Source organism: Aequorivita aquimaris (assembly GCF_001573155.1).
Taxonomy (GTDB): Bacteria; Bacteroidota; Bacteroidia; order Flavobacteriales; family Flavobacteriaceae; genus Aequorivita; species Aequorivita aquimaris.
In genome coordinates this window covers 23,595-45,204 of the sequence record NZ_JRWG01000014.1, presented here as the reverse complement: position 1 = coordinate 45,204, position 21,610 = coordinate 23,595, and the positions used below count along the sequence as shown (strand labels likewise).

Annotated in this window: 20 protein-coding genes and 1 rRNA gene; 8 read left to right on the top strand and 13 right to left on the bottom strand. The window is 39.1% G+C overall.

Annotated elements, in window-relative coordinates; genetic code table 11:
* The first annotated feature begins 134 nt into the window (after window positions 1-134).
* Window positions 135-244, top strand: a 5S ribosomal RNA gene (gene rrf / locus LS48_RS14220).
* Window positions 245-332: 88 nt separating this feature from the next.
* Here the strand turns inward: rrf and LS48_RS14215 are convergent.
* From LS48_RS14215 to LS48_RS14165, 11 genes are all read right to left on the bottom strand, one after another.
* Window positions 333-557 (bottom strand): DUF6095 family protein, encoded by a 225-nt coding sequence (locus LS48_RS14215; protein WP_062623157.1) that lies wholly within the window; start codon window positions 555-557, stop codon window positions 333-335.
* The gene (gene murQ, locus LS48_RS14210; RefSeq protein WP_062623156.1) at window positions 550-1,365 is read right to left on the bottom strand and encodes an N-acetylmuramic acid 6-phosphate etherase; all 816 of its coding nucleotides are present in this window, start codon (window positions 1,363-1,365) and stop codon (window positions 550-552) included. The genes LS48_RS14215 and murQ overlap by 8 nt, the downstream gene beginning before the upstream one ends.
* A gap of 50 nt (window positions 1,366-1,415) precedes the next feature.
* On the bottom strand, window positions 1,416-2,216 hold the full coding sequence (locus LS48_RS14205; RefSeq protein ID WP_062623155.1) for a DUF4249 domain-containing protein: 801 nt from the start codon (window positions 2,214-2,216) through the stop codon (window positions 1,416-1,418).
* 3 nt (window positions 2,217-2,219) lie between these two features.
* The gene (locus LS48_RS14200; protein ID WP_062623154.1) at window positions 2,220-4,586 is read right to left on the bottom strand and encodes a TonB-dependent receptor; all 2,367 of its coding nucleotides are present in this window, start codon (window positions 4,584-4,586) and stop codon (window positions 2,220-2,222) included.
* Window positions 4,587-4,647: 61 nt separating this feature from the next.
* Window positions 4,648-6,876, bottom strand: coding sequence for an NADP-dependent isocitrate dehydrogenase (locus LS48_RS14195; RefSeq protein WP_062623162.1), 2,229 nt, complete (start codon window positions 6,874-6,876; stop codon window positions 4,648-4,650).
* Between the two features lie 928 nt (window positions 6,877-7,804).
* Window positions 7,805-8,155 carry a 50S ribosomal protein L19 gene (rplS, locus tag LS48_RS14190; RefSeq protein ID WP_062623153.1) on the bottom strand — a complete coding sequence of 117 codons (351 nt, stop codon included), beginning with the start codon at window positions 8,153-8,155 and terminating at the stop codon, window positions 7,805-7,807.
* A 140-nt stretch (window positions 8,156-8,295) separates the two neighbouring features.
* Window positions 8,296-10,017, bottom strand: a complete 1,722-nt coding sequence (locus LS48_RS15135; protein ID WP_078056445.1) for an alpha/beta fold hydrolase — start codon at window positions 10,015-10,017, stop codon at window positions 8,296-8,298.
* Between the two features lie 91 nt (window positions 10,018-10,108).
* Window positions 10,109-10,363, bottom strand: coding sequence for an autorepressor SdpR family transcription factor (locus LS48_RS14180; RefSeq protein WP_062623152.1), 255 nt, complete (start codon window positions 10,361-10,363; stop codon window positions 10,109-10,111).
* Between the two features lie 151 nt (window positions 10,364-10,514).
* The gene (trmD, locus tag LS48_RS14175) at window positions 10,515-11,189 is read right to left on the bottom strand and encodes a tRNA (guanosine(37)-N1)-methyltransferase TrmD (protein ID WP_062623151.1); all 675 of its coding nucleotides are present in this window, start codon (window positions 11,187-11,189) and stop codon (window positions 10,515-10,517) included.
* Window positions 11,189-11,683: a tetratricopeptide repeat protein gene (locus LS48_RS14170; protein ID WP_076692489.1), complete on the bottom strand. Its 495-nt coding sequence runs from the start codon at window positions 11,681-11,683 to the stop codon at window positions 11,189-11,191. Before LS48_RS14170 ends, trmD begins: the two co-directional genes overlap by 1 nt.
* Window positions 11,684-11,728: 45 nt before the next feature.
* The gene (locus LS48_RS14165) at window positions 11,729-12,904 is read right to left on the bottom strand and encodes a DUF748 domain-containing protein (protein ID WP_062623149.1); all 1,176 of its coding nucleotides are present in this window, start codon (window positions 12,902-12,904) and stop codon (window positions 11,729-11,731) included.
* 213 nt (window positions 12,905-13,117) lie between these two features.
* Here LS48_RS14165 and LS48_RS14160 point away from each other — a divergent pair, with 213 nt between their 5' ends.
* The 4 genes from LS48_RS14160 (at window position 13,118) to LS48_RS14145 (ending at window position 15,635) form a co-directional block, all read left to right on the top strand.
* Complete coding sequence (locus LS48_RS14160; protein ID WP_062623148.1) at window positions 13,118-13,606, top strand: hypothetical protein; 489 nt, start codon at window positions 13,118-13,120, stop codon at window positions 13,604-13,606.
* Between the two features lie 315 nt (window positions 13,607-13,921).
* A complete protein-coding gene (locus LS48_RS14155) occupies window positions 13,922-14,284 on the top strand; it encodes a coiled-coil domain-containing protein (RefSeq protein WP_131807736.1) in 363 nt (120 codons plus the stop codon).
* 115 nt (window positions 14,285-14,399) lie between these two features.
* Entirely contained in the window at window positions 14,400-14,987 is a 588-nt protein-coding gene (locus tag LS48_RS14150; RefSeq protein ID WP_062623146.1) for a hypothetical protein, read from the top strand.
* 180 nt (window positions 14,988-15,167) lie between these two features.
* The gene (locus LS48_RS14145) at window positions 15,168-15,635 is read left to right on the top strand and encodes a DinB family protein (RefSeq protein WP_062623145.1); all 468 of its coding nucleotides are present in this window, start codon (window positions 15,168-15,170) and stop codon (window positions 15,633-15,635) included.
* Window positions 15,636-15,797: 162 nt separating this feature from the next.
* On the opposite strand, the gene LS48_RS14140 is transcribed toward LS48_RS14145, so the two are convergent.
* Both LS48_RS14140 and LS48_RS14135 read right to left on the bottom strand, forming a co-directional pair.
* A complete protein-coding gene (locus LS48_RS14140) occupies window positions 15,798-17,246 on the bottom strand; it encodes a glyceraldehyde-3-phosphate dehydrogenase (RefSeq protein ID WP_062623144.1) in 1,449 nt (482 codons plus the stop codon).
* Window positions 17,247-17,426: 180 nt separating this feature from the next.
* On the bottom strand, window positions 17,427-18,815 hold the full coding sequence (locus LS48_RS14135; protein ID WP_062623143.1) for a trypsin-like peptidase domain-containing protein: 1,389 nt from the start codon (window positions 18,813-18,815) through the stop codon (window positions 17,427-17,429).
* A 258-nt stretch (window positions 18,816-19,073) separates the two neighbouring features.
* Between LS48_RS14135 and dapF the strand changes: the two genes are divergently transcribed.
* From dapF to mltG, 3 genes are read left to right on the top strand one after another with little or no spacing between them, the layout of a single operon-like run.
* Window positions 19,074-19,847: a diaminopimelate epimerase gene (gene dapF, locus LS48_RS14130; RefSeq protein WP_062623142.1), complete on the top strand. Its 774-nt coding sequence runs from the start codon at window positions 19,074-19,076 to the stop codon at window positions 19,845-19,847.
* Entirely contained in the window at window positions 19,844-20,371 is a 528-nt protein-coding gene (locus tag LS48_RS14125) for a GNAT family N-acetyltransferase (protein ID WP_062623141.1), read from the top strand. The genes dapF and LS48_RS14125 overlap by 4 nt, the downstream gene beginning before the upstream one ends.
* 16 nt (window positions 20,372-20,387) lie before the next feature.
* Window positions 20,388-21,431 carry an endolytic transglycosylase MltG gene (mltG, locus tag LS48_RS14120; RefSeq protein WP_062623140.1) on the top strand — a complete coding sequence of 348 codons (1,044 nt, stop codon included), beginning with the start codon at window positions 20,388-20,390 and terminating at the stop codon, window positions 21,429-21,431.
* Window positions 21,432-21,610: the final 179 nt, after the last annotated feature.

The following is a 21,610-nucleotide window of genomic DNA, read 5'->3' as shown; positions in this document are numbered from 1 at the left end:
GTTCACTTTTCTTCTATTGTTTGTTTCGATATGTCAAGATATTTGTCCGCCAATGGCGGACAGTGCAAGGTGCAAAACTGCAAGCAACAGTATTTTTTACTGCCAACTGCAACTGAACACTGAACACTTAAAACTAAGGTGGTTATAGCGACGGGGCTCACCTCTTACCATTCCGAACAGAGAAGTTAAGCCCGTTTGCGCCGATGGTACTGCTATCCAGTGGGAGAGTAGGTCGCCGCCTTCCTTTAAAGTCCTTCATTGAAAAATGAGGGACTTTTTTTATGGGGTAAAGGGAGATAGACTAAACTCTTAAAATGAGGTATTCGGGAAAATTAAAAGATGGACTTCAAAATAGTATTTATCCCTTTAAAGCAAAGATAAATAGCACCTGCACCGGCTATAATTCCAAAGAAAAGAAACACATAAAACATAAACGTTTCATTATTCAAAAATGAAAGAGTTAATAGATATGGGCTCAAAAAGAGCAATGGTAATGCAAAGGCCATAAACTTTAAGCCCTTTTTCAGTAAATCAAAATCGGTGTGTTCTTTACCCATTTCGGAAATTGTTTATTACGTTGCGAACGTTTTTATATTTTTTCAAAAGTACTTGTGCTTCTTTTTCTGAAACATTCAATTCTTCCATAATCATCCGTACCCCACGGTCCACGAGCTTGTTGTTGCTCAATTGCATATCTACCATTTTATTTCCTTTTACCCTTCCCAATTGAACCATCGCAGTAGTAGAAATCATATTGAGGACTAATTTTTGTGCGGTCCCCGCCTTCATTCGGGAGCTTCCGGTAACAAACTCGGGTCCAACGGTTACAAACACTGGAAATACTGCGGTATTTGCCAATGGACTGCCTTCATTACAAGTAATACAGCCCGTTGGAATGTTTTTCTCATTGCATTTCTTCAACGCGCCAATTACATAGGGCGTAGTACCGGAAGCCGCAATGCCAATCACAATATCTTTTTCTGAAATATTTTCCTTTTGAAGATCTTCCCAACCCTGGTTTTCGGAATCTTCTGCAAATTCAACGGCTTTTCTGATTGCCGTATCGCCGCCGGCTATCAAACCGATAACCAAATCGTGCGGTACACCGAAAGTTGGCGGGCATTCACTGGCATCAACAATTCCCAAGCGGCCGCTGGTGCCTGCGCCTATGTAAAACAGCCTTCCGCCGGCTTTTAATTTTTCAACTACTTTTTCGGTAAGTTTTTCAATCTGCGGAAGTGATTTTTCAACAGAAAATGCAACGGTTTTATCTTCTTTGTTGATGTTTTGAAGTAATTCGGAAACGCTCATTTTTTCCAAATGATTGTATTTCGAATCGGACTCCGTTGTTTTAATAAAAGACATAAACAAATTTACGATTTATGATTGACGATGTACGATTTTTGAATTGTGATTTACTGGACTGTATAATTAAGAGTTGAAACTTCAGAAACCCTGAAATAACCCAACGGATAATTATCAGGATTTGTCTGGTTCACAATGTTACCGCGGACAGTTGCAGGTTGAGTTTCGAACGGTCCACCGCCTTGGTCACTGGTTTGTTGTAAAAGTATAAACATAAAATTATAATATGCTTCACTTACCCCGTATATATTGAATTGCACCTCGTCGCCGGGAGCCAAATCTTCCACCAAATAGTAACCAAAAATTGTGTTTCCATCGAAAAACTCATCATTATATACGTCAAGTACATCACCTCTTTCTGAAATCCCCTCAAAGAAATAGAAATTTCTTTCCCCTACGGGATCAGTAAAAAATGCTTTCAGTTCAATATCTTCCCCCGTAAAACCGCCGTCATCCCGCTGTTCTACAAATTCTAAAGGAGAAACTGTGTAAAGCGTTTCTGTGGCAGAGTAGGTTTCATCTTTGTAAATTATAGAAAGCGTATATTCAATATTTAACTGGGGCACAAGATTGGCCGTATAAAAACCATTGTTTGAATATGTAAAAGGATAAACAGTTCCGTTTTCATCGGTAACGGTTACTATTGCATCTGTAATAAATGGTACCCCATTATTAAAAAAAGGAGCACTGGTCGTTAACCGCACACTTGCTTGCGAAGCTCCATTTTCCCAAACATTCAAATTTGCTTCTACAATCAACCTTGGAAGTGCGTCATTAAGTTCAACGTCTATTACATCTTCACACGAAGAAAAAATCCCAAAGAAAATCACCAATAAAAATAACTTCTTCATAGCTTAAAATTTAAAATTGTAGGTTACCGAAGGGATTATCCCAAAAATGGAGAGTCTTACAGCTTCATTTTGGCCTGTGTCAGTGTTTTCACGAAAGGAGACCGAAGCAGCGTTTTTACGATTATACACATTGTAAATGCTGAAAACCCATTCGCCTTTCCAGCGCTTTGTACTTTCGGGTTTTGGGGTCCAGGTGGCAGAAAAGTCCATACGGTGGAACGCTGAAAGACGGCTGCTATTTCGTGCTTCGTAAACGGGAACAACTACACCGTTGTATTCATATTGTCCTTCCGGGTAGGTAGTTGGTATTCCTGTTTGGAAGATGAAATTGGCGCCAAAGGACCATTTAGTTGTAAATTCGTATTGTCCGGTTATAGAAATATCGTGTGTTTTGTCCCAAGGCGATTTATACCATTCACCATTATTTATTCCACTTTCATTGGGCGTTCTACCGGGGGTTCTCTGTTCGCTTTTTGAGAGGGTATAAGCCACCCAACCTTGAAATTTTCCTGTGTTTTTCTTGAAAAGCATTTCCAGTCCGTAAGCTCTTGCCTCACCGTTTAAAAGAATTTGTTCTACCGCATCATTGGCGATTAAATCTGCATCATCTACATAATCCAAACGGTTTTTAACTTCTTTATAAAAAGTTTCTACCTCTAGAGAATAGTTATTGAAATTTCTGAAATACCCCAATGCTACCTGATCTGCCAACTGTGGATCAATATACTTTCCGCTGGGCGCATAAATGTCAAAAGGTGTGGGGGAAGTGGTATTGCTGATTAAGTGAATGTACTGCGCCATTCGGTTGTAACTGGCTTTGATGGAGGAGTCGTCATTCAGCAAATAGGAAATGGCAAAACGCGGCTCCAGATTGGCGAACGATTTTATGGTCTCGCTTCTGCTGAATGAAACGGTATCGATGGGGGTTGCTTTCTGATAAATATCCAAGCTTTCATTATAAATTATAGGATTATCATTTTCATAAAGAAATAGTTCGTCCTGTCCCAAACGGTTAAAAGTAGACAATCGAAGTCCTGTTTGTATCGAAATTCTATTTGAGAGATCTATTTCTGCATCAACATACGCGGCGTTTTCCCAAGCGTATTTATCGGTAAGTTTAAAAGGATTGATTCCAGAATCTTCCGTTGTTGGTGTTACATCGCCAGGATTGAATTTGTAATAAATGCTGTTGATTCCATAGCGCAAATCAATATTGTTTGAAATATAATGTGTGAAATCATATTTCAAATTAAAATTCCGGATGCCGCTGTCAAAATCAAATTCAACAAACTTCAGCTCTAAGCCATAATAGTAATCTGAATAAATCAAAGATAAGTTTGAAAACAACTTATTTGAAAAAAGATGATTCCAGCGCAGGTTTAAGGTTGTATTTCCGAAGCTATTCGCGAAACTGTCCGATATTTCAAAAACATCCCTTCCGAAGTAACCAGATAAAAATAAGCGGTTATTATCATTGAGATTGTAACTAAGTTTGGCGTTCAAATCATAAAAATAAGCCACGTTGTCATTATCAAAAAGTGGTAAAAAGAGGTGGGCATAACTACTACGGCCACCCACCAAAAATGAGGCGACATCCTTTTTAATCGGCCCTTCCAAAAGCAAACGGCTCGCTACCAGCCCAATCCCGCCGCTGGCATGATGTTCGCGTTTGTTTCCGTCTTTTTGGTAAATGTCTAAAACCGAAGAAATCCTTCCACCGTAACGTGCGGGAATTCCACCTTTATAAAGCGTTAGATCTTTTATGGCATCTGGATTGAAAACTGAAAAGAAACCGAATAAATGTGAAGAGTTGTAAAGTGTGGCCTCATCCAACAAAATTAAATTTTGATCTGCTGCACCGCCACGAACATTGAAACCACTGGCTCCTTCGCCGGCACTTGTAACTCCCGGAAGTAACGTTATTGCTTTTATAACATCCACTTCGCCCAAAACCACGGGAATTTTTTTAATAGTGGTTGTGGAAAGTGTATTGGCACTCATTTGTGAGCTACGTACGTTTAATCTTTCGTTGTTTGCTTCAATTATTACTTCATCCAGACTTTCGGTATCTGTGGTAAGAGCCAAATCTTTTTTTACATTTCCGGAAAGGGAAATCTGTACTTTTTGAGGCGCAAAGCCAATGCTGCTGTACATTATTTCATATTCTCCTTTCGGAAGAGTGATCGAGTAATAACCATATTGATTTGTGACCGTTCCCGTTTGAAGAGATGGTATAATTACATTTACGCCAATGAGCGTTTCTCCAGTTTCTGCCTCGGAAATAGTACCGCTTATTGTAAATTTTTCTTGGGAAAAAGCTAGCGCAGTTCCCAAGAAAAGCAAAAAAGTAAATAATTTTTTCAGCTGCATAGATTTGTTGGGGTAAAAAAAACCTCCAGCAAAGCTGAAGGTTTATTAAACGGTATGTTCTTTACTTTATTTCTGAAAGTATGTTATTTAGGGTTTTGCTTGGCCGCATAACCTCAAAAACCAGTTTTTCTGTGGGTTTATAGTAACCCCCAATGTTCACTGATTGGCCTTGTACTGCTATAAGCTCCTCATTTATTTTTTCTTCATTATCTTTTAACTGTTTGGAAATTGGCGAAAAGATTCTTTTCAAATCTTGATCCTTTTCTTGATTTGCGAGTGCTTCGGCCCAATACATTGCTAGATAGAAATGGCTGCCGCGATTGTCAATTTCGTTTACTTTTCGTGAAGGCGATTTGCTATTGTCCAAATATTTTTCTGTGGCTTCATCAAGGGCATCTGCCAAAACAATTGCTTTTGGATTATCGTATTTTGTGCCCAAGTGTTCCAAAGAAACTGCCAAGGCTAAAAATTCACCTAAAGAATCCCAACGAAGATGATTTTCTTCTAAAAGTTGATCAACGTGTTTTGGGGCAGACCCGCCAGCTCCAGTTTCAAAAAGACCACCGCCATTCATCAATGGAACAATTGAAAGCATTTTTGCACTTGTGCCCAATTCTAAAATAGGGAAGAGGTCAGTTAAATAATCGCGAAGCACATTTCCCGTAACCGAAATAGTGTCTTTTCCAGCTTTTACGCGTTCCAAGGTATATTCAGTAGCTTTTTCAGGGGAAAGAATTTTAATTTCAAGTCCTTCAGTATTGTGGTCTGGAAGATATTTGTTCACTTTTTTAATAAGTTCGGCATCGTGGGCACGGTTTTCATCTAACCAAAATACAGCTGGATTTCCAGTGGCACGGGCACGTTCTACAGCAAGTTTCACCCAATCCTGTATTGGTAAATCCTTTACCTGGCACATTCTCCAAATATCTCCTTTTGCAACATTGTGCTCAATGATTACTTTTCCCGAAGCATTCAAAACCTGAACTTTTCCCTCTGCAGAAATTTCAAAAGTTTTATCGTGGCTTCCGTACTCTTCAGCTTTTTGTGCCATTAGGCCTACGTTTGGAACGGTACCCATAGTTGCAGGGTCAAAGGCTCCGTTTTTTTTGCAGAATTCAATTGTGGTTGCATAAACGCCTGCATAGCTACTGTCTGGGATTACGGCTTTTGTATCGTGGCTTTTTCCATCGGGGCCCCACATTTGTCCAGAATTTCGAATCATCGCTGGCATAGAAGCATCGATGATTACATCGCTGGGAACGTGAAGGTTTGTGATGCCTTTATCGCTGTTTACCATTGCCAAATCTGGGTTTTCGGTCATTATTTTTTTAATGTCCTGAAGAATGGCACCTCTTTCATCTTCGTTCAATTCGGAAAGTTTGTTTTCCAAATCGCCTAAGCCATTATTGGCATCAACTCCTAGTTTTTCAAATGTATCAGCATATTTTTTGAATAAATCCTCAAAATAAACCTTTACAGCATACCCAAAAATAATGGGGTCGCTCACTTTCATCATCGTAGCTTTCAAATGCACTGAAAACAATACTTTCTTTTCTTTTGCATCCTTTACCTGTTCTTCCAAAAAGGAAACCAACGCTTTTTTGCTCATCACCGTAGCGTCGATGATTTCACCTTTTAATATTTTTATGTTGTCCTTTAAGACGGTTTTATTGCCATCATTACCAACCAAAACAATACTCAAAGTACCATCTGCGGGCATCGTCAAAGATTTTTCATTGTGAAAGAAATCGCCGTGCTGCATTGTTGCAACATGGCTCTTACTATCATTGCTCCAAGCGCCCATACTGTGCGGATGTTTTTTAGCGTAATTTTTTACGGCTTTTGGGGCGCGACGGTCGCTGTTTCCTTCGCGGAGAACAGGATTTACAGCACTTCCTTTTACTTTATCGTATTTCGCTTTTATTTCTTTTTCTTCGGAAGTAGTGGCGGTTTCCGGGTAATCGGGAATATTGAAACCTTTCTTTTGAAGTTCTTCAATGGCTTCATTTAACTGCGGAAGGGAGGCGCTAATATTGGGAAGTTTTATGATGTTTGCCTCTGGGGTTTTTGCAAGTTCTCCCAATTCTGCCAAATCATCATTTACGCGCTGTTCTTCTTTTAGAAACTCTGGAAAAACTGCCAGGATACGAGCAGCGAGTGAAATATCACGACTCTCAAGCTTTATGTTTGCCGGTAAAGTGAATGCTTCAACAATAGGTAAAAAAGAATGTGTGGCCAAAGCCGGCGCTTCATCGGTTTTGGTATATATAATTTTGGAAGTTTTTGTCATTGAAATGTTTTTTGGAAATAGTGGTTTTTGAAATTTTAAGGAGTGCAAATATAAACATTTACGAGTGCTTTTAAAAGCTTAGGAGGGGCTTAATTATATCGGTTAGACAATAGGTTTAAGGATATATTAATATAATTCTTGGTAGTTTATTTAACGTATCTGTCATTTTTAACTTCGCGCTTGTTCATACACTATTCATACGCTATTTATGACTTATCTATGGCTTGACTATGGCTTGTGTACGGGTGACCTTAAAGTTTGTCCGGTCCTTGACCTGACCTGACCCGTCGTGAAATAATTATTGATTCGACTATGAATGGTATTGGAATCAACTTTTCAGATGATTATACTAAATTGTATATTTTAAAGAATAGGTTAAAACAAGAAAAGCCATATCACTGTATAAATACATTGTGATATGGCTCCTTGTAAAGCAAATCGTTACCAACCATCCCGACAGAATCGGGATCAAGGCAAGATTATTACAGACTTGCGGCTGTGACTTACTTACACGGGTTTGTTTTTGCAATTTGCATCTTCCGTGAGGTTGATGCCATTTTCAAAAAACTGACCCAAAAACTTTTTTCAATCTCAATACTAATAATCTAAAGATCGTGAGTACCTCAAGCAATCGAAAAAAGCTTGTAAAGTGTTTTCTTTTTATTTTTTCAAATCTGGAGACTAACATTCTTGCGAGCGTTAGCTTCGTCAGCAATTTGGAAAAAATAGTGTAAAAGAACGTTACTTTGTTTTATCAATATGGCTGTTAGGCCGTTTTTGATATTGCTAATATAGAACGTAAAATTGAATTTGCAACAAATTGTAAACCTTTAAAAATCCACGGTTTACAAACATGACTTATAAACAATTGTTCATAAAAAAAGCCCTGTAAAAACAGGGCTTTTGATAGTTTTCAACAAAGAATAAACTACATGCGTTTTTCTTTGATACGGGCTTTTTTACCGGTAAGACCTCTAAAGTAGTAAATACGAGCTCTGCGCACGCTACCTTTTTTGTTGATCTCAATTTTTTGAAGAGCTGGCATGTTTAGTGGAAAAATACGCTCCACACCTACGGTACCACTCATTTTACGGATTGTAAAAGTTTTGGTAACTCCAGTTCCCTTAACTTGTATTACAACACCTCTAAAGAACTGTGTTCTTGTTTTTTCACCTTCACGGATTTCGTAATATACTGTAATAGTATCACCAGCTCCGAATTCAGGGAATTCTTTTTTTGTAACAAATTCGTCTTGTACAAATTTAATTAACGCTTCCATTTTGTTAATTTGATAAGGTTTAGATTAAAACAACGTTCGCGGTTTTCGCCAGAGGTTGGATTAAGTGGGTGCAAAAGTAAGAAATTTATATTATTGCACAAGTAAAAATGTTGATTGTTTGTTTTAAAAAATCATACCAATCACAAGTTATCGATCCATTCGGCAATATCTTGTAAGACTTGGGGCGAAAGTGTTTGCTCAATTTGTCCATATTCCATCAAAGTTCCGGTTTTGCATTCCTGAAATAAATGATTCAAGCCTGAATAGGATTTTAAAGTGAATTTTTTAGAACTATCAATGGTTGAAATGTGCTCCAAAACCTCTAAATTTTCTTTGGCTGGAACCTGTAAATCCTTTTCGCCATTTAAGGCGAATAGTGGGCACTCAAGACTTTCAAGAGCATTTTTTGGATCATACTTTATAAAATTACTGAGCCAAGGACTGGAATAAGACTCCACTATCAAAGTTTTGTAATAAGTTTCTGTCATACCATGGTCAGAGGCAAACTTTGGGTTTTTCTTAAAATATTCACTTGTATATTTTTCCAAATTCCTCTTTAAGGAATCTGAGGCAGACGCATTGATGAGCTTCATTATCCCTTTGTCAAATTCAATTTCTTTTGTAATGAAAACTTCGGAAGAACCCATAGACTGCAGTTGCAGTTCTTTTTGGAGTAGCAGCAGTTCACTGCCGGGAAGCATTACCCCAGCCATTGAAACAACGAAGGCTACGTTTTTATTTTCTGAAGCTACCATCGGAGCTATAATGCCACCTTCACTGTGGCCAATTAATCCTATTTTGTTTAGATTAATTTCTTTTCTGCTTTTTAAGTATGCAATCGCGGCAACTACATCTTCCGCAAAATCAACTGAAGTTGCTTTTGAAAAATTGCCCGTAGATTCGCCAACTCCTCTATCGTCATAGCGTAGCACTGCAATACCTCGATTTGTTAAATAATCTGCCAAAACCCAAAAAGACTTATGTCCAAAAATTTCTGAGTTTCTATTTTGAGGACCACTGCCGGATATCAAGATGGCTACAGGAAAATTTCGTCCGGTCCTTGGATATGTAAATGTACCAGCCAAGGTAATGCTATCTTGGGTGTTTTGAAAAGAAACTTCTTCCACATTATATTCAAAAGGCGCTTGGGGTGTTTGGGGACGTTTTAGGCTTTCTTGGGCAAAAAAGCTTGTTGATACCATTAACAGGATAACCGCTGAAGCTAATTTTTTAAATTGGAAGTAGGAATGAGACACCGGAATTAAAGTTATAATTGCCGTAATTATTAAAAATATAGCGAGAGCGGTTTCTTGATTAAAGACAAAGCAGGAAATAATTATCAGCAATCCGCCAATTACGCATAACTTGCCTGCAAGGCGGTGTGTGTTTTTCCAAATAGTTTCGTTCTCCAAAGCCCAGGGTGTACGAATACCGATAAAATAATTAGGTTTTATAGTTTTGAAATAATTGCCCAGAACCACATAGAAAATGCCTATAATCATAAAAAGATAATTTGGATTTGTCAATGTCTGCTCTTTTACTGAATAGATTATAAATGTAAAAAGCACTGAGAGGAAAAGTGTCAAGAAAAACCTTATTGTGTAGAACTTTCCGCCCATCATCGCTATTTTTTTCTTTGGGTCGATTAATGGAACAAACAAAAAAAGCAGATACATAAAAATAGGTAGTAGCGTTGTTAACCATATAAGTTCATTTTTACTTCCATATCGGTCCACTTCACCCTGTATGTTCCAGTGTAGGGGCACTTCCATAGGAAGTTCTTTCCATACGTACCATAGAAATATTGCCGGAATCATGGTTATCAAGATCAATGGCAGCTCTTTTTTTAAATTGAATTTCATCTTTATAAAGTATTTGAGAAATAGGAAGATGGAATGCCCGCGTGTATATCTTCGGTTTGTATATAATTTGTTCGCGGGCATTTCATAATATCTATTTTTTAAGGGTTAGTAGCCAAGTAAAAACATCGTCGAGAATGGTCGTGTTTATTGAATAATGAATAAACTGTCCCTTTTTTTCGCCTGTAATTAAATCGGCACGTTGCAAAATGTCCAAATGGTGCGAAATGCTAGGTTTTGAAATGTTGAAATTATCAGCTATTTCACCAGCAGTAAGATCCTGCTTTTTCAATAGTTCCAGTATCTCCCTTCGGGTATCATCATTCAGTGCCTTGAAAATGTCTTTCACGATTTGTTTAAGTATTTAGACAAATATCTAAATAACTTTTTGAATTTGCAATAATTTTGACTGATAATTGCTTGCAAAGAGCTGCAAGTCAGTGAAATGTTGAGTGTTTGGTCTGCTAATTTGCTTCTAGTTTCCGCATTGTGGAGATTGGTTACTCCAACAAATCCGGCCTGCGTTTCTTAGTACGTTTATACGCCTGCTCCTCACGCCATTCTTCAATTTTTGGGGTGTTACCGCTTGTAAGGATTTCAGGAACGGTCCAACCTTTATACTCCGCAGGGCGAGTGTAAATGGGCGGCGCCAATAAATTATCTTGAAATGAATCTGTCAACGCACTTGTTTCGTTACCCAATACACCGGGAATCAATCTAATTACTGCATCGCAAACAATTGCGGCTGCAAGTTCACCACCACTGAGCACAAAGTCGCCCACAGAGATTTCGCGGGTTATAAAATGGTCGCGCACGCGTTGGTCCACACCTTTATAATGCCCGCAGAGAATAATAATATTTTCCTTTAGCGAAAGCTCGTTTGCCGTATGCTGATTAAATGTTTTGCCGTCTGGCGTCATGTAGATTATTTCGTCATAATCCCTTTCGGCCTTCAGTTCTGAAATACATTTATCTATAGGCTCGATCATCATCACCATGCCCGCACCGCCGCCAAATTGATAATCGTCTATTTGTTTGTAGGCATTTGTAGCATAATCACGAAGGTTGTGGGTGTGTACTTCTACGATTCCTTTTTCAATGGCGCGCTTAAGAATAGAAACTTCAAAAGGGCTTTGTAGCAATTCGGGGAGTACTGTTATTATATCAATACGCATTACAGGAATTCTTTTTTCATTTTGCAGCGGTCAATGGAGCCTTTTGCTCGTTCCAGAACGCCTTTGTCCAGAGTATCCAACGCACATTTTTTGTAATGTTCAATAGCTTCATCAAGCTTTCCTTGCTGTTCAAGCATAATACCGTATTCATTATAAATTGTAGACTTGGTAATGCCGGGGATGTTTAAAGCGGTATCGAGTAAGTCTTTTAATTCGTCATATTTTCCGAGGGTGGAAAGAAGCACTGCGTAATTATAATACACAGGAGGGTATAAGGGTGTTTTTTCAAGGCACAACTTGTATAGCGTTTCTCCTTTTTCAAATTCACGGAATTTTACTTCATAAAGATAACCCAAGTGGTTATAGGCTTTTCCGAAGTTTGGATCCATATCAATAATCTTTTCAAGTTTATTGGTGGCTTCGTCATAAGCTCCATTTTTTATGTCGGTATTTGCTTGGTTTAGCAATTCTTCAAGTTTGGTAAGGTGGTCCATTGCGTAGATATTTAGTGAAGCAAAAATACGCAATAATAATTCAAATTATCCTTTGCGTGCCTCGCGTTCCTTTTTGCGTTCTTCTCTTCGTTTTTCGCGCTCTTTTTTTCTAAGTTCCCGTTTTTGCTCCCGGGTTAAATTCTCATCCTGAAAAGCATCCTTAAACTCAATGTCGTTATCAACTTCACTTGTAAAGGCTTTTATCCAGGCATTTTCAAAAATATTGAAAACAGTGGGCCATATACCTGCCTCTACATTGTTCAAATCTCCTTCTATGGGTACTTTTGTGGCTAGGGTATCTGTGCCTTGGTTTTTGAGAATAAATTTAAAAAACCCGACAAATCCTTCCCATAACACACCTAGAAAACCGTCGTCTTCACCAATCAGTTTGGTATCGGTTAAAAGCGGTTTAATATAGCCCACGAGGTGCCCGTCAGCGATGGCTACTTCACTGAAAATCCCAAAGGTTCCTTTGTCAAAATCGAGCCCTGCATAGTGTCTGGTAAAATCATTTAGTGCCGTGGCTTCGGCATCCTGCAGCGAAAAGGAAAGGTCCATATCTGGAATTTCCTTCACAAGATTCATATTTCCTTCTAGGGAAACCTTCCCTTTACCAATAGATACACCGCTTGCGCGAATGGGTGAGGGGAGTATGCGCTCCTTCTCCACCACATTACGCAGGTTATCTGCGGTGAGTTGGAGGTTGTTGATTTGTAAATCGATATTGGGCTCTGCGGAAAGCTGTACAAACGCCAACTTGCCATCGTAAACCTCAAAATGGTTTATGTCTATGGGTACAAGATCTGTGAGAGCTTTGGTCCAATCGTCCACATTGGCATCTCCGCTTTCGTCTTTTTGGTCTTCAAAAACGTAGATAACCTCTGGGCTGGTCATAATTATCTCGCTCACTATTTTGCCTTTAAAGAGTGATTTCCATTCAATAGAAATATCACTTTTTGGAAAGTTTAAAAAGGGCACCTGGCTTTCTGCCGTGCCTTTGTTAAGGTACATGCCGTTAATAACATATGCCCCGCGAATTAGGGCAATGTCTATATCCTCCACTTGCCCATAATAGCCCGGAATGTCTGCCAACACTTTGTTTACATAATTTTTTACAAGGGTGGGTAGGTAAAGCCGAAAGGCTATGAGAAGGATTAAAATGATAATGGGAACTATATATCGTTTCTTTTTGAAACGGCTTTTTTTAGGATTGTTTGACATTTTTTAGAATAAATGATTTTAACAAATTTGATTGAAAGCTTGCAGATTTTCAGTTAATGAACTCATAAAACTACACATACTGTTTGCCGAACCCCCGGCGAGCTGTTGAAAAAGTAGGAAAACACATACAGAAAAAAGGGGGATTTCCCCCGTTGACTGGTTTTTGTTTTTTTCCGAAAATTGAAAGTATTAATCTTTTAAAATTTTTAAGCTATGAGTAACACAAACCAAAACCTACTGAACCAGGTAATTGACGCAAACGTTATGACAACGATCCTGGAAAGTCTTGCAACGGTACAGGCCGCCCTGCCGGATAGTACCCTAACGCCGGAACAACGCAGCAGCCTAAACGCCATAAGCGTGAACAACAAGGTGTTTGCCGAAGAGGTGCTCAACGAGATGGACACCAACCCCATTGCCGCCGTAAATGCGACTTACAACAGAGACTATCTGGCCAACGACCTGCAACTTTTTGGACAGGGAGAAACCATTGAAACCCGGTTGATGGATCTTCTACAGCGGGTTCGGGACTTAAAGCGCATGGCGGGGCATGAAACCTATGGCATGGCCACGGGAGCCTATGGCATGATAGAAGTTTTGGCGCGCACCGGCGTGCCCGGCGCGCAGAACAGTTATAACAGGCTCAAGGTGCGTTTTGAAGGGCAGGGAGGCAGGCCCAGTGATGATGGGGAAACCCCGTAGTTTTTGAACCCCTGAAAAGGTACGGGCTTTGCCCGTATTTTTTGTGCATAGTGCAAACAAAAAAGAGATGCTTTTTGCAAGTTTAATGATGGTTTTCTGTACTTAAAATAGCAACTACCATAGTTTATCTACCACATTCCATACTTAAATTAATAAAATTAAATGTTTAACTGCTATAAATCGTCATTTAACTGCTATTTGTCAAAGTTAAACTCCTATCAATCATCATTTAATTACTACAAAGCATCATTTAATATCTATAAACCATCATTTAATACCTATAAACCATCATTTAATTATTAAAAACCATCATTTATGGCCTACAAGAAATACACCTTACAAGACTGCCCAATGCCCCCATTAGGTATTGCGCTAAAAGCGTACTTTAAAGCGCATCGTACCCGCAAGGCTACGCTCAGTAAGATTATGGGCAAAAGCCCCAACAGCATCATGAGGTACCAAAAACAGGACAATTCTTTATGTAAAACCCTATGGCACCTCTCGTTAGGGTTAAACCACAACTTTTTTATGGACCTGGCCGCCCAGCTCCCGGCACACTTTACCACCAACGCGCCAGACCCCGCGCTGCCCTTACAGCAGCGCATTGCCGCGCTGGAGGAGGAGAACAAAGTGTTGAAAACGAAGGTGGAAACCTTGATGCAGGTGATTGGGAAATAAACTTTATATTTGGGGGGCATGCTGTGGCGCACATGTGCGGGATAGCAGCAATAAGATTTTAAAAACATGCGTATATAAACATGTTGTGTGTAATGTTGACCCGTCCTGAAATAAAATGATAAAGAAAATCCCAAGAGACATTTCGATAATCAAATACAGGAATTTTCCACTATGGGAAGTTGATGACGAAACTCAAACTGAATTTTCACATTTTCCAAAAGTCTATTCATATTATTGTGTAAAACTGACAGACGAAGATGATGAAAGAATTGTACAAAATCTTACATCTGAATTATCAAAACTTTTCGGATTACTTGAAGTAAACCAACTGATATTCTTAAGTGCTCACAATATGCGGTGGATTGCAAAACACATCGCTCAAGAAAATGATTACGAAACATTAATTAATGCTGTCTCATATTTTGATAAGCACAAGCTGACAGGAAAATTTAACGGAGCTATAGAAGTTGACAAAGTAGATCTTGAAGAGTTTTTTAAACATTTTGTAATATTAACGAATTGTGATAGCGGATTTTTCCACAACCACTTTTTGAACAAAAAACAAGATATTTTAGGTTATGTTCATTACTCTGGCGAAGTTCAATTTTACACATTAAATCAAGATATGAACGAGCGATTTTTAAAGAAAATAAAAGAAACTGATTTCGTAGATGCAATGAGAGAAGACACCAACCGAATATAAACACTACACACAACAATGGCTCCTATGAAAAGCACTAATCCCGTTCTTCAAAAAAAATATAAAATAAATGCAAAAGATTTGGCTTGTGGATAATCTGGAAGGAAATTGCTTATTTACAGGCCTACTTCTTTTATACTAAACGTTAGCAGTAATCTGCAGCCACATCTTTAAACAAAGAAAATGAACCAATCCGACCTCATAATTTTAAATTTTATTGAAATAAGGAGAAAGAGTATAAAATTATGGAATGGGCTACCAAAAAACTATTATAATTGGAAACCTGACGAAAAAGCGATGTCTGCGATAGAAATGATTAGGCACGTATTAGAAGCCGATTATGGATGGAATATTATTATCAACCAAGGAGATATGACAAATTACCAAACACCTTGGAAAAATCGCCCCTTAATTAGCGTAGCCAGTGAACTTGAGTTTGCCGAACCATATAGAGAAAAATTTTTGGAAAGTGTTCGACAATTTTCAGATATAGAATTAACCCAAACCGAAATCGTTCACCCAGGAAATGGAGAAAAGAAAACCCTCGGAAAATATTTATTGCGAATTGGATATCACGAATCTGTTCACGCGGGACAATTTCTATCATATTTAAGAGCGATGAAAATTAATCGACCTGAAATATGGGATTAAAAATAAAAACATTACTGCCAATAATGGTAACCGCTGCATAGCCCCTTTAAATACTGAAACAATATAAGCCGCTTTAAGCGGCTTTGTTTTTACATGTGTAGTAAATAGGCAAAAAAAATCCCGCTACAAACATAGCGGGATTTTATATATAGCTTATTACTATTAATAATATGTATATCTCCTAACCTGCGCAATATACTTGGCCAAGCGGATTACTTGATGACTATAGCCATACTCGTTATCATACCAAATATAAAGTACTACATTTTTACCATCTTCGGTAACGATAGTTGCGTTGCTGTCATAAATAGCAGGGGCAGATGAGCCAACAATATCACTGGATACAAGCTCATTGCTCAATGAATATTTTATCTGCTCAACCAGATCGCCTTCCAGGGCGTATTTTTTCATTGTGGAATTAATTCCATCCAATGTGGTAGGGGTTGCAACTTCTAAATTCAAAACAACCAATGAACCATTTGGAACAGGAACGCGAATTGCGTTGCTGGTAAGTTTTCCAGCCAGTGAAGGCAATGCTTTCGCAACGGCACTTCCAGCGCCAGTTTCAGTAATTACCATATTCAGCGCCGCAGCACGGCCACGACGGTATTTACTATGCATATTGTCTACCAAATTCTGGTCGTTTGTATAGGCGTGAATTGTTTCCAAATGCCCACGAACCACTCCAAAAGAATCCTCAACTGCTTTTAAAATAGGAGTGATGGCGTTTGTGGTACAAGATGCGGCCGAAAAGATATCTACTTTATTCGGGTCATATTCGTTTTGGTTCACCCCGTGAACGATGTTCGGCACTCCTTTTCCTGGAGCGGTAAGCAAAACCTTTGAAGTTCCTTTAGATTTTAGATGGCGGCTAAGTGCTGCATCATCACGGAAAGCTCCGGTATTGTCAATCACCAAGGCGTCTTCAATTCCGTATTGTGTGTAATCAATATCTTCAGGGTTGTTTGCTGAAATGATATGAACGGTAGTCCCGTTAATAACCAACGCGCTGTTTTCAAGGTCGGTACGCACGGTTCCGGGGAAATCGCCGTGTACAGAATCATATTGAAGCAAAGTTGCTCTTTTATCCAGCACCGTTTGATCCATTTTTCCACGAACTACAATGGCACGAAGGCGAAGCTGGTTTCCTTGACCGGTGCGGGTCATAAGCTCACGAGCCAACAAGCGACCAATTCTTCCGAAACCATAAAGAACGACGTCTTTAGGAACAATGTTTTTGCTTTCCTTGGCATCCTTTAATTTGTCTGAAACAAATGACAGGGCGTTTGAATATTTATCGTCCTCTAAATGGAACTCATAGGTTAGTTTTCCGATATCCAATTTTGCGGGTGGAAGATCCAAGGTTTTGATGGCCTGCGCGATTTCAACGGAGTCAAAGATTGATATTGGCTTTTGAACAAATTCGCCAGCATATTCGTGAAGATTCAAAATTTCACTTACGTTACGATCTATAAGCTGGTTGCGGAAAAGTACCAGTTCAATGGACTTATCGTACCAAAGATCACTAACGATTTTAATAAACTCTACTGAAGCTTTTCGGCGGTCAGTTTGAAAAGAAAGTTCTTTTTCATAAACGTCATCAAAACTCATATGGAAGGATTTTTAAAGGGTTTAAAATTTGGTGCAAAAGTACTCTTTTTCATCGTTTTGATGAAATATATTCTAAAAAATAAAACCACGAATCAACGAATATTGGTAATAATAATTCGTGGATTCGTGGCTTAAAAATTTCAACTTAAAGTATGTTTTAAAATGATTCCGTCATAGCTACTACCTAAAAATAAAGGAATTGATTTTTCCGGCTGTGTCCATAAAAGTCATTTTAATTGGGGAACGATAGTTTCGTTGTGTCATAATTCGCTTAACATCATCAATGTCATTGACGGTTTCGTCATTAATCTGGGTGATGATAATTCCCTCAAGTTTGTATTGTGCAATTTCTGGTGTGAGGGCGCGAGTAACAGTTACACCGTTTTTAAGGCCACGCTCCCTTAGCTCTTCGGGAGTGGTGTTTTTTACTTCCAGCCCTAAATCGTCAATGGAGAAAGTTTCCAGTTTTACGAGAGTTACCGATACTTTTCTTTCCTTGCCGTTGCGAAGAATAGTTACTTCCACCACATCGTTTGGTCTTTTGGAGCCTAAATAACCAGAAAGATCCGCAAATTTTGAAACCTTATAGCCATCCAATTGCTTGATTATATCGCCCTCCTTTATTCCGGCCTTATCTGCGCCGCTACCTTTTTCAATTCCGCCTACAAAAACGCCTTCGGTGTCGTTAATTCCATATTTTTCCACAATCTGTGGGTTTATATTTCCTACTTGAATACCTAAAATGCCACGCTGAACGTTTCCGTATTCCAAAATATCCTCAATCACTTTTCGGGCGTTATTGGAAGGAACGGCGAAGGAGTAGCCCACATAACTTCCGGTTTCCGAGGTGATCGCAGTGTTTATTCCAATCAATTCGCCACGGGTATTTACCAAGGCGCCGCCACTATTACCACGGTTTACCGCGGCATCGGTTTGAATGAATGATTGTGGATTGCCGTCAAATTGGTTTAAGTCGCGCGCCTTTGCACTTATAATTCCAGCGGTTACGGTTGAGGTTAAGTTAAAAGGATTACCAACGGCCAAGACCCATTCGCCAATTTTTACATTGTTTGAATCGCCAAAAGGTATAAAAGGAAACTCTTCATTACCATCAATCTTTACAAGGGCGATGTCGGTATTTGGGTCGGTACCGATCAATTTGGCTGTATAGGTTTTGTTGTTATTTAAGGTAACCTCCAGGTTTGTGGCGTTCGCTATTACGTGATTGTTGGTTACAATATAACCATCGGGCGAAATGATGACGCCGCTTCCGCTACCCACGCGAGCCCGGGGCTGGCCGCCTCCTTGAAAGTATTCAAATATATTGGTGGGCTGTGTGCTCACACTCATATTTTTAACGTGTACTACTGCGTGTACTGTTTTTTCCGCCGCATCGGTAAAATCTGTATTCATTTCGGCAGCTGCCGCAGAAAAGCTAGTGGGGATAAAGTTTGAAGTTTTTTGGGGCTCGAAGGATATATAATCCTTTTTTTCAAAAAATTTATAACCTCCAAGTGTAACTGCGCCCGCAAACAGCGCTACCAGAAATAAACGGAATGTCTGTTTCATTTTATATTGAATTTTATGATTAATAAAAAATTATGTTGCAAAACACTTTTTTCAAGATTAGCATTTTAGATTGCTATAAGTGTTTTCATACTTGAGAAATCAAGAAAAAACACTTTTTTGAAGAAACATTATTTAAATACTCCCACAAATTTAACAACCATGACTAGAAAAAAGTATGCCAAGAAGGGGTATTTAACTTGTATTTAACGTGATAACTTTCCTGAAAGCTGGGGTGGCTTTTTATATCTTTGTGCGCGTATGGAATTCACCTTTTATAAATATCAGGGCACGGGAAACGATTTTGTGATTATCGATAATCGTGATGAATTTTTTCCAAAAGAGAATACGGCACTCGTTGCCCAAATCTGTGACCGCCGCTTTGGTGTGGGTGCTGATGGGCTGCTTTTGCTGGAAAAACACCCGACCGCAGATTTTAAGATGGTGTATTATAATAGTGATGGCAATCTAAGCACCATGTGTGGTAATGGCGGAAGATGCATTGTGCATTTTGCAAAATTTCTGGGAATCATTTCGGAGAAAACCAACTTTGAAGCGGTGGACGGAATGCACGAGGCAAGGGTTGACAAGGATTGGGTTTCACTAAAAATGAACGATGTGGAAAAGATTAATGTTGCAGAAAATTTCACTTTTTTGAACACCGGATCGCCACATCACGTTGAAATGGTTTCGGGATTACAGAATTATGATGTATTTACAAAAGGAAGAAATATTCGAAATGAAATTTACGGAAAAGAAGGTTCTAACGTGAATTTCGTGGAGCAAATAGCTCCTGCCATTTTTTCAGTGCGAACCTACGAGCGCGGCGTGGAAGATGAAACCCTGTCCTGTGGAACCGGCGTGACCGCCGTTGCCATCGCTATGTTTGAAACTAGTAAAACTTCCGAAAATAAGGTGCTGCTAAAAACACCGGGCGGCCAATTGCAGGTTCGGTTTGAAAAAACCGATTGGGGTTACAGAAATGTGTACTTGGAAGGGCCGGCAACACAAGTCTTTAAAGGAATCTGGCAATGAAAACGTTAAAGGGAGAACATATTTTTTTACGTGCCTTGGAGCTTTCAGACCTCGATTTTCTCTATACCTTGGAAAATGACGAATCGCTTTGGGAAGTGAGCAACACCACGACGCCCTATTCTAAATATATTTTACTGCAATATCTTGAAAACAGCCACCGCGATATTTACGATGTACAACAGCTGCGTTTGGCAATTTGCAAAAAGGAAGACCAGGCGCTGGTAGGCTTCATCGATCTTTACGATTTTGATCCAAAACACAGCAGGGTAGGGGTGGGTATCGTAATTTTTTCCGAAGCGGATAAAAGAAAAGGGTATGCATCCGAAGCATTGGGCCTTACTTGCAATTATGCCTTTAAACATCTGAACGTCCATCAAATTTTCGCGGGCATTTCCGAACAGAACCAGGGCAGCATCAAACTATTTGAAAAGGCTGGTTTTGAAAGAGGCGGTTTAAAAAAGGACTGGATTTTTTCAGACGGAAACTATAAAAGTGAATATTTTTACCAGCTAATAAACCCCTAATCCCAAAATCAGAAAAATGTATATAAAAAAAATATTGATAGCTGTCGTTTTGCTCGGTGCCATTGGGATGGGAGCTTTTGCTTGGTACGTTTACGACACCGCTTTTTCGGGCAATACGGCTTTCAATAATAAGGAGGCCCACGTTTATATTCCTACCAACGCAACCATAAATGATGTGGTTGAAGAACTTGAGCCGCTTTTGCGGGACACGGGTTCATTCGTTACCATTGCGGAACAAAAAAAGTATACTTCAAATATAAAACCGGGACATTTCATCATTAGAAAGGGAATGAGCAATAATGATATTGTAAATACACTGCGAAGCCGAAATATTCCAATCAATGTAAAGTTCAACAATCAAGAGCGTTTGGAAGACCTTGCCGGCCATATTTCAAAACAGATTGAAGCCGATAGTGTTTCGCTCTTGAACGCAATGCGCGATCCGCAATTTTTAAAGGAAGTTGGTTTGAATGAGGAAACCGCCCTTTCATTGTATATTCCGAATACCTATGAGTTTTATTGGAACAGTTCTGCGGAAACCTTCCGCGAACGTATGAAAACGGAATACGAGCGCTTTTGGAACGAATCGAGAACTGAAAAGGCCAAAAAAATAAATCTTTCCAAAGAGCAAGTAATGGCGTTGGCCGCAATCGTTCAAAAAGAAACCGCTAAAGTGGATGAACGACCGAGAGTAGCGGGAGTTTATTTAAACAGGTTAAAAGTAGGAATGTTGCTGCAAGCCGATCCGACGGTTATTTATGCCCTGAAACGCGAAAGCGGGGATTACAATCAAATAATAAAAAGGGTGCTTTATAAAGATTTGGAATTGGACTCTCCGTACAATACATATAAATATGCCGGCGTACCGCCCGGCCCCATCACGATGCCCGATATTTCATCCATAGACGCGGTGCTGAACCCAGAGCAGCACGATTATTACTATTTTGTAGCAGATGTTACCAATTTTGGGTATCACAAATTTGCAAAAACCCTGGCACAGCACAACGTGAACAAAATTGAGTATGTGCGCTGGGTGAATAGTCAAGGATTGAATAGGTAAGTCTTCAGGAAATTCTTTTCTGTTAAAATCTTTCAAATATCCGGGTTAAAGTCTGTTAAGCCTTCGGGATCCGGATAGGTTTATTGTAATTTTATTTTGTTAATTAATTGATAATCAGCTAATGCACTTGGTTGTCAATCGTTCTTTGGCACAATTTTTTCATATAGCGCGGCGAGCAT

Coding starts and splice junctions, on each gene's coding strand:
- LS48_RS14215 (WP_062623157.1), bottom strand. CDS start 557: ATGGGTAAAGAACACACCGATTTTGATTTACTGAAAAAGGGCTTAAAG.
- murQ (WP_062623156.1), bottom strand. CDS start 1,365: ATGTCTTTTATTAAAACAACGGAGTCCGATTCGAAATACAATCATTTG.
- LS48_RS14205 (WP_062623155.1), bottom strand. CDS start 2,216: ATGAAGAAGTTATTTTTATTGGTGATTTTCTTTGGGATTTTTTCTTCG.
- LS48_RS14200 (WP_062623154.1), bottom strand. CDS start 4,586: ATGCAGCTGAAAAAATTATTTACTTTTTTGCTTTTCTTGGGAACTGCG.
- LS48_RS14195 (WP_062623162.1), bottom strand. CDS start 6,876: ATGACAAAAACTTCCAAAATTATATATACCAAAACCGATGAAGCGCCG.
- rplS (WP_062623153.1), bottom strand. CDS start 8,155: ATGGAAGCGTTAATTAAATTTGTACAAGACGAATTTGTTACAAAAAAA.
- LS48_RS15135 (WP_078056445.1), bottom strand. CDS start 10,017: ATGAAATTCAATTTAAAAAAAGAGCTGCCATTGATCTTGATAACCATG.
- trmD (WP_062623151.1), bottom strand. CDS start 11,189: ATGCGTATTGATATAATAACAGTACTCCCCGAATTGCTACAAAGCCCT.
- LS48_RS14170 (WP_076692489.1), bottom strand. CDS start 11,683: ATGGACCACCTTACCAAACTTGAAGAATTGCTAAACCAAGCAAATACC.
- LS48_RS14165 (WP_062623149.1), bottom strand. CDS start 12,904: ATGTCAAACAATCCTAAAAAAAGCCGTTTCAAAAAGAAACGATATATA.
- LS48_RS14160 (WP_062623148.1), top strand. CDS start 13,118: ATGAGTAACACAAACCAAAACCTACTGAACCAGGTAATTGACGCAAAC.
- LS48_RS14155 (WP_131807736.1), top strand. CDS start 13,922: ATGGCCTACAAGAAATACACCTTACAAGACTGCCCAATGCCCCCATTA.
- LS48_RS14150 (WP_062623146.1), top strand. CDS start 14,400: ATGATAAAGAAAATCCCAAGAGACATTTCGATAATCAAATACAGGAAT.
- LS48_RS14145 (WP_062623145.1), top strand. CDS start 15,168: ATGAACCAATCCGACCTCATAATTTTAAATTTTATTGAAATAAGGAGA.
- LS48_RS14140 (WP_062623144.1), bottom strand. CDS start 17,246: ATGAGTTTTGATGACGTTTATGAAAAAGAACTTTCTTTTCAAACTGAC.
- LS48_RS14135 (WP_062623143.1), bottom strand. CDS start 18,815: ATGAAACAGACATTCCGTTTATTTCTGGTAGCGCTGTTTGCGGGCGCA.
- dapF (WP_062623142.1), top strand. CDS start 19,074: ATGGAATTCACCTTTTATAAATATCAGGGCACGGGAAACGATTTTGTG.
- LS48_RS14125 (WP_062623141.1), top strand. CDS start 19,844: ATGAAAACGTTAAAGGGAGAACATATTTTTTTACGTGCCTTGGAGCTT.
- mltG (WP_062623140.1), top strand. CDS start 20,388: ATGTATATAAAAAAAATATTGATAGCTGTCGTTTTGCTCGGTGCCATT.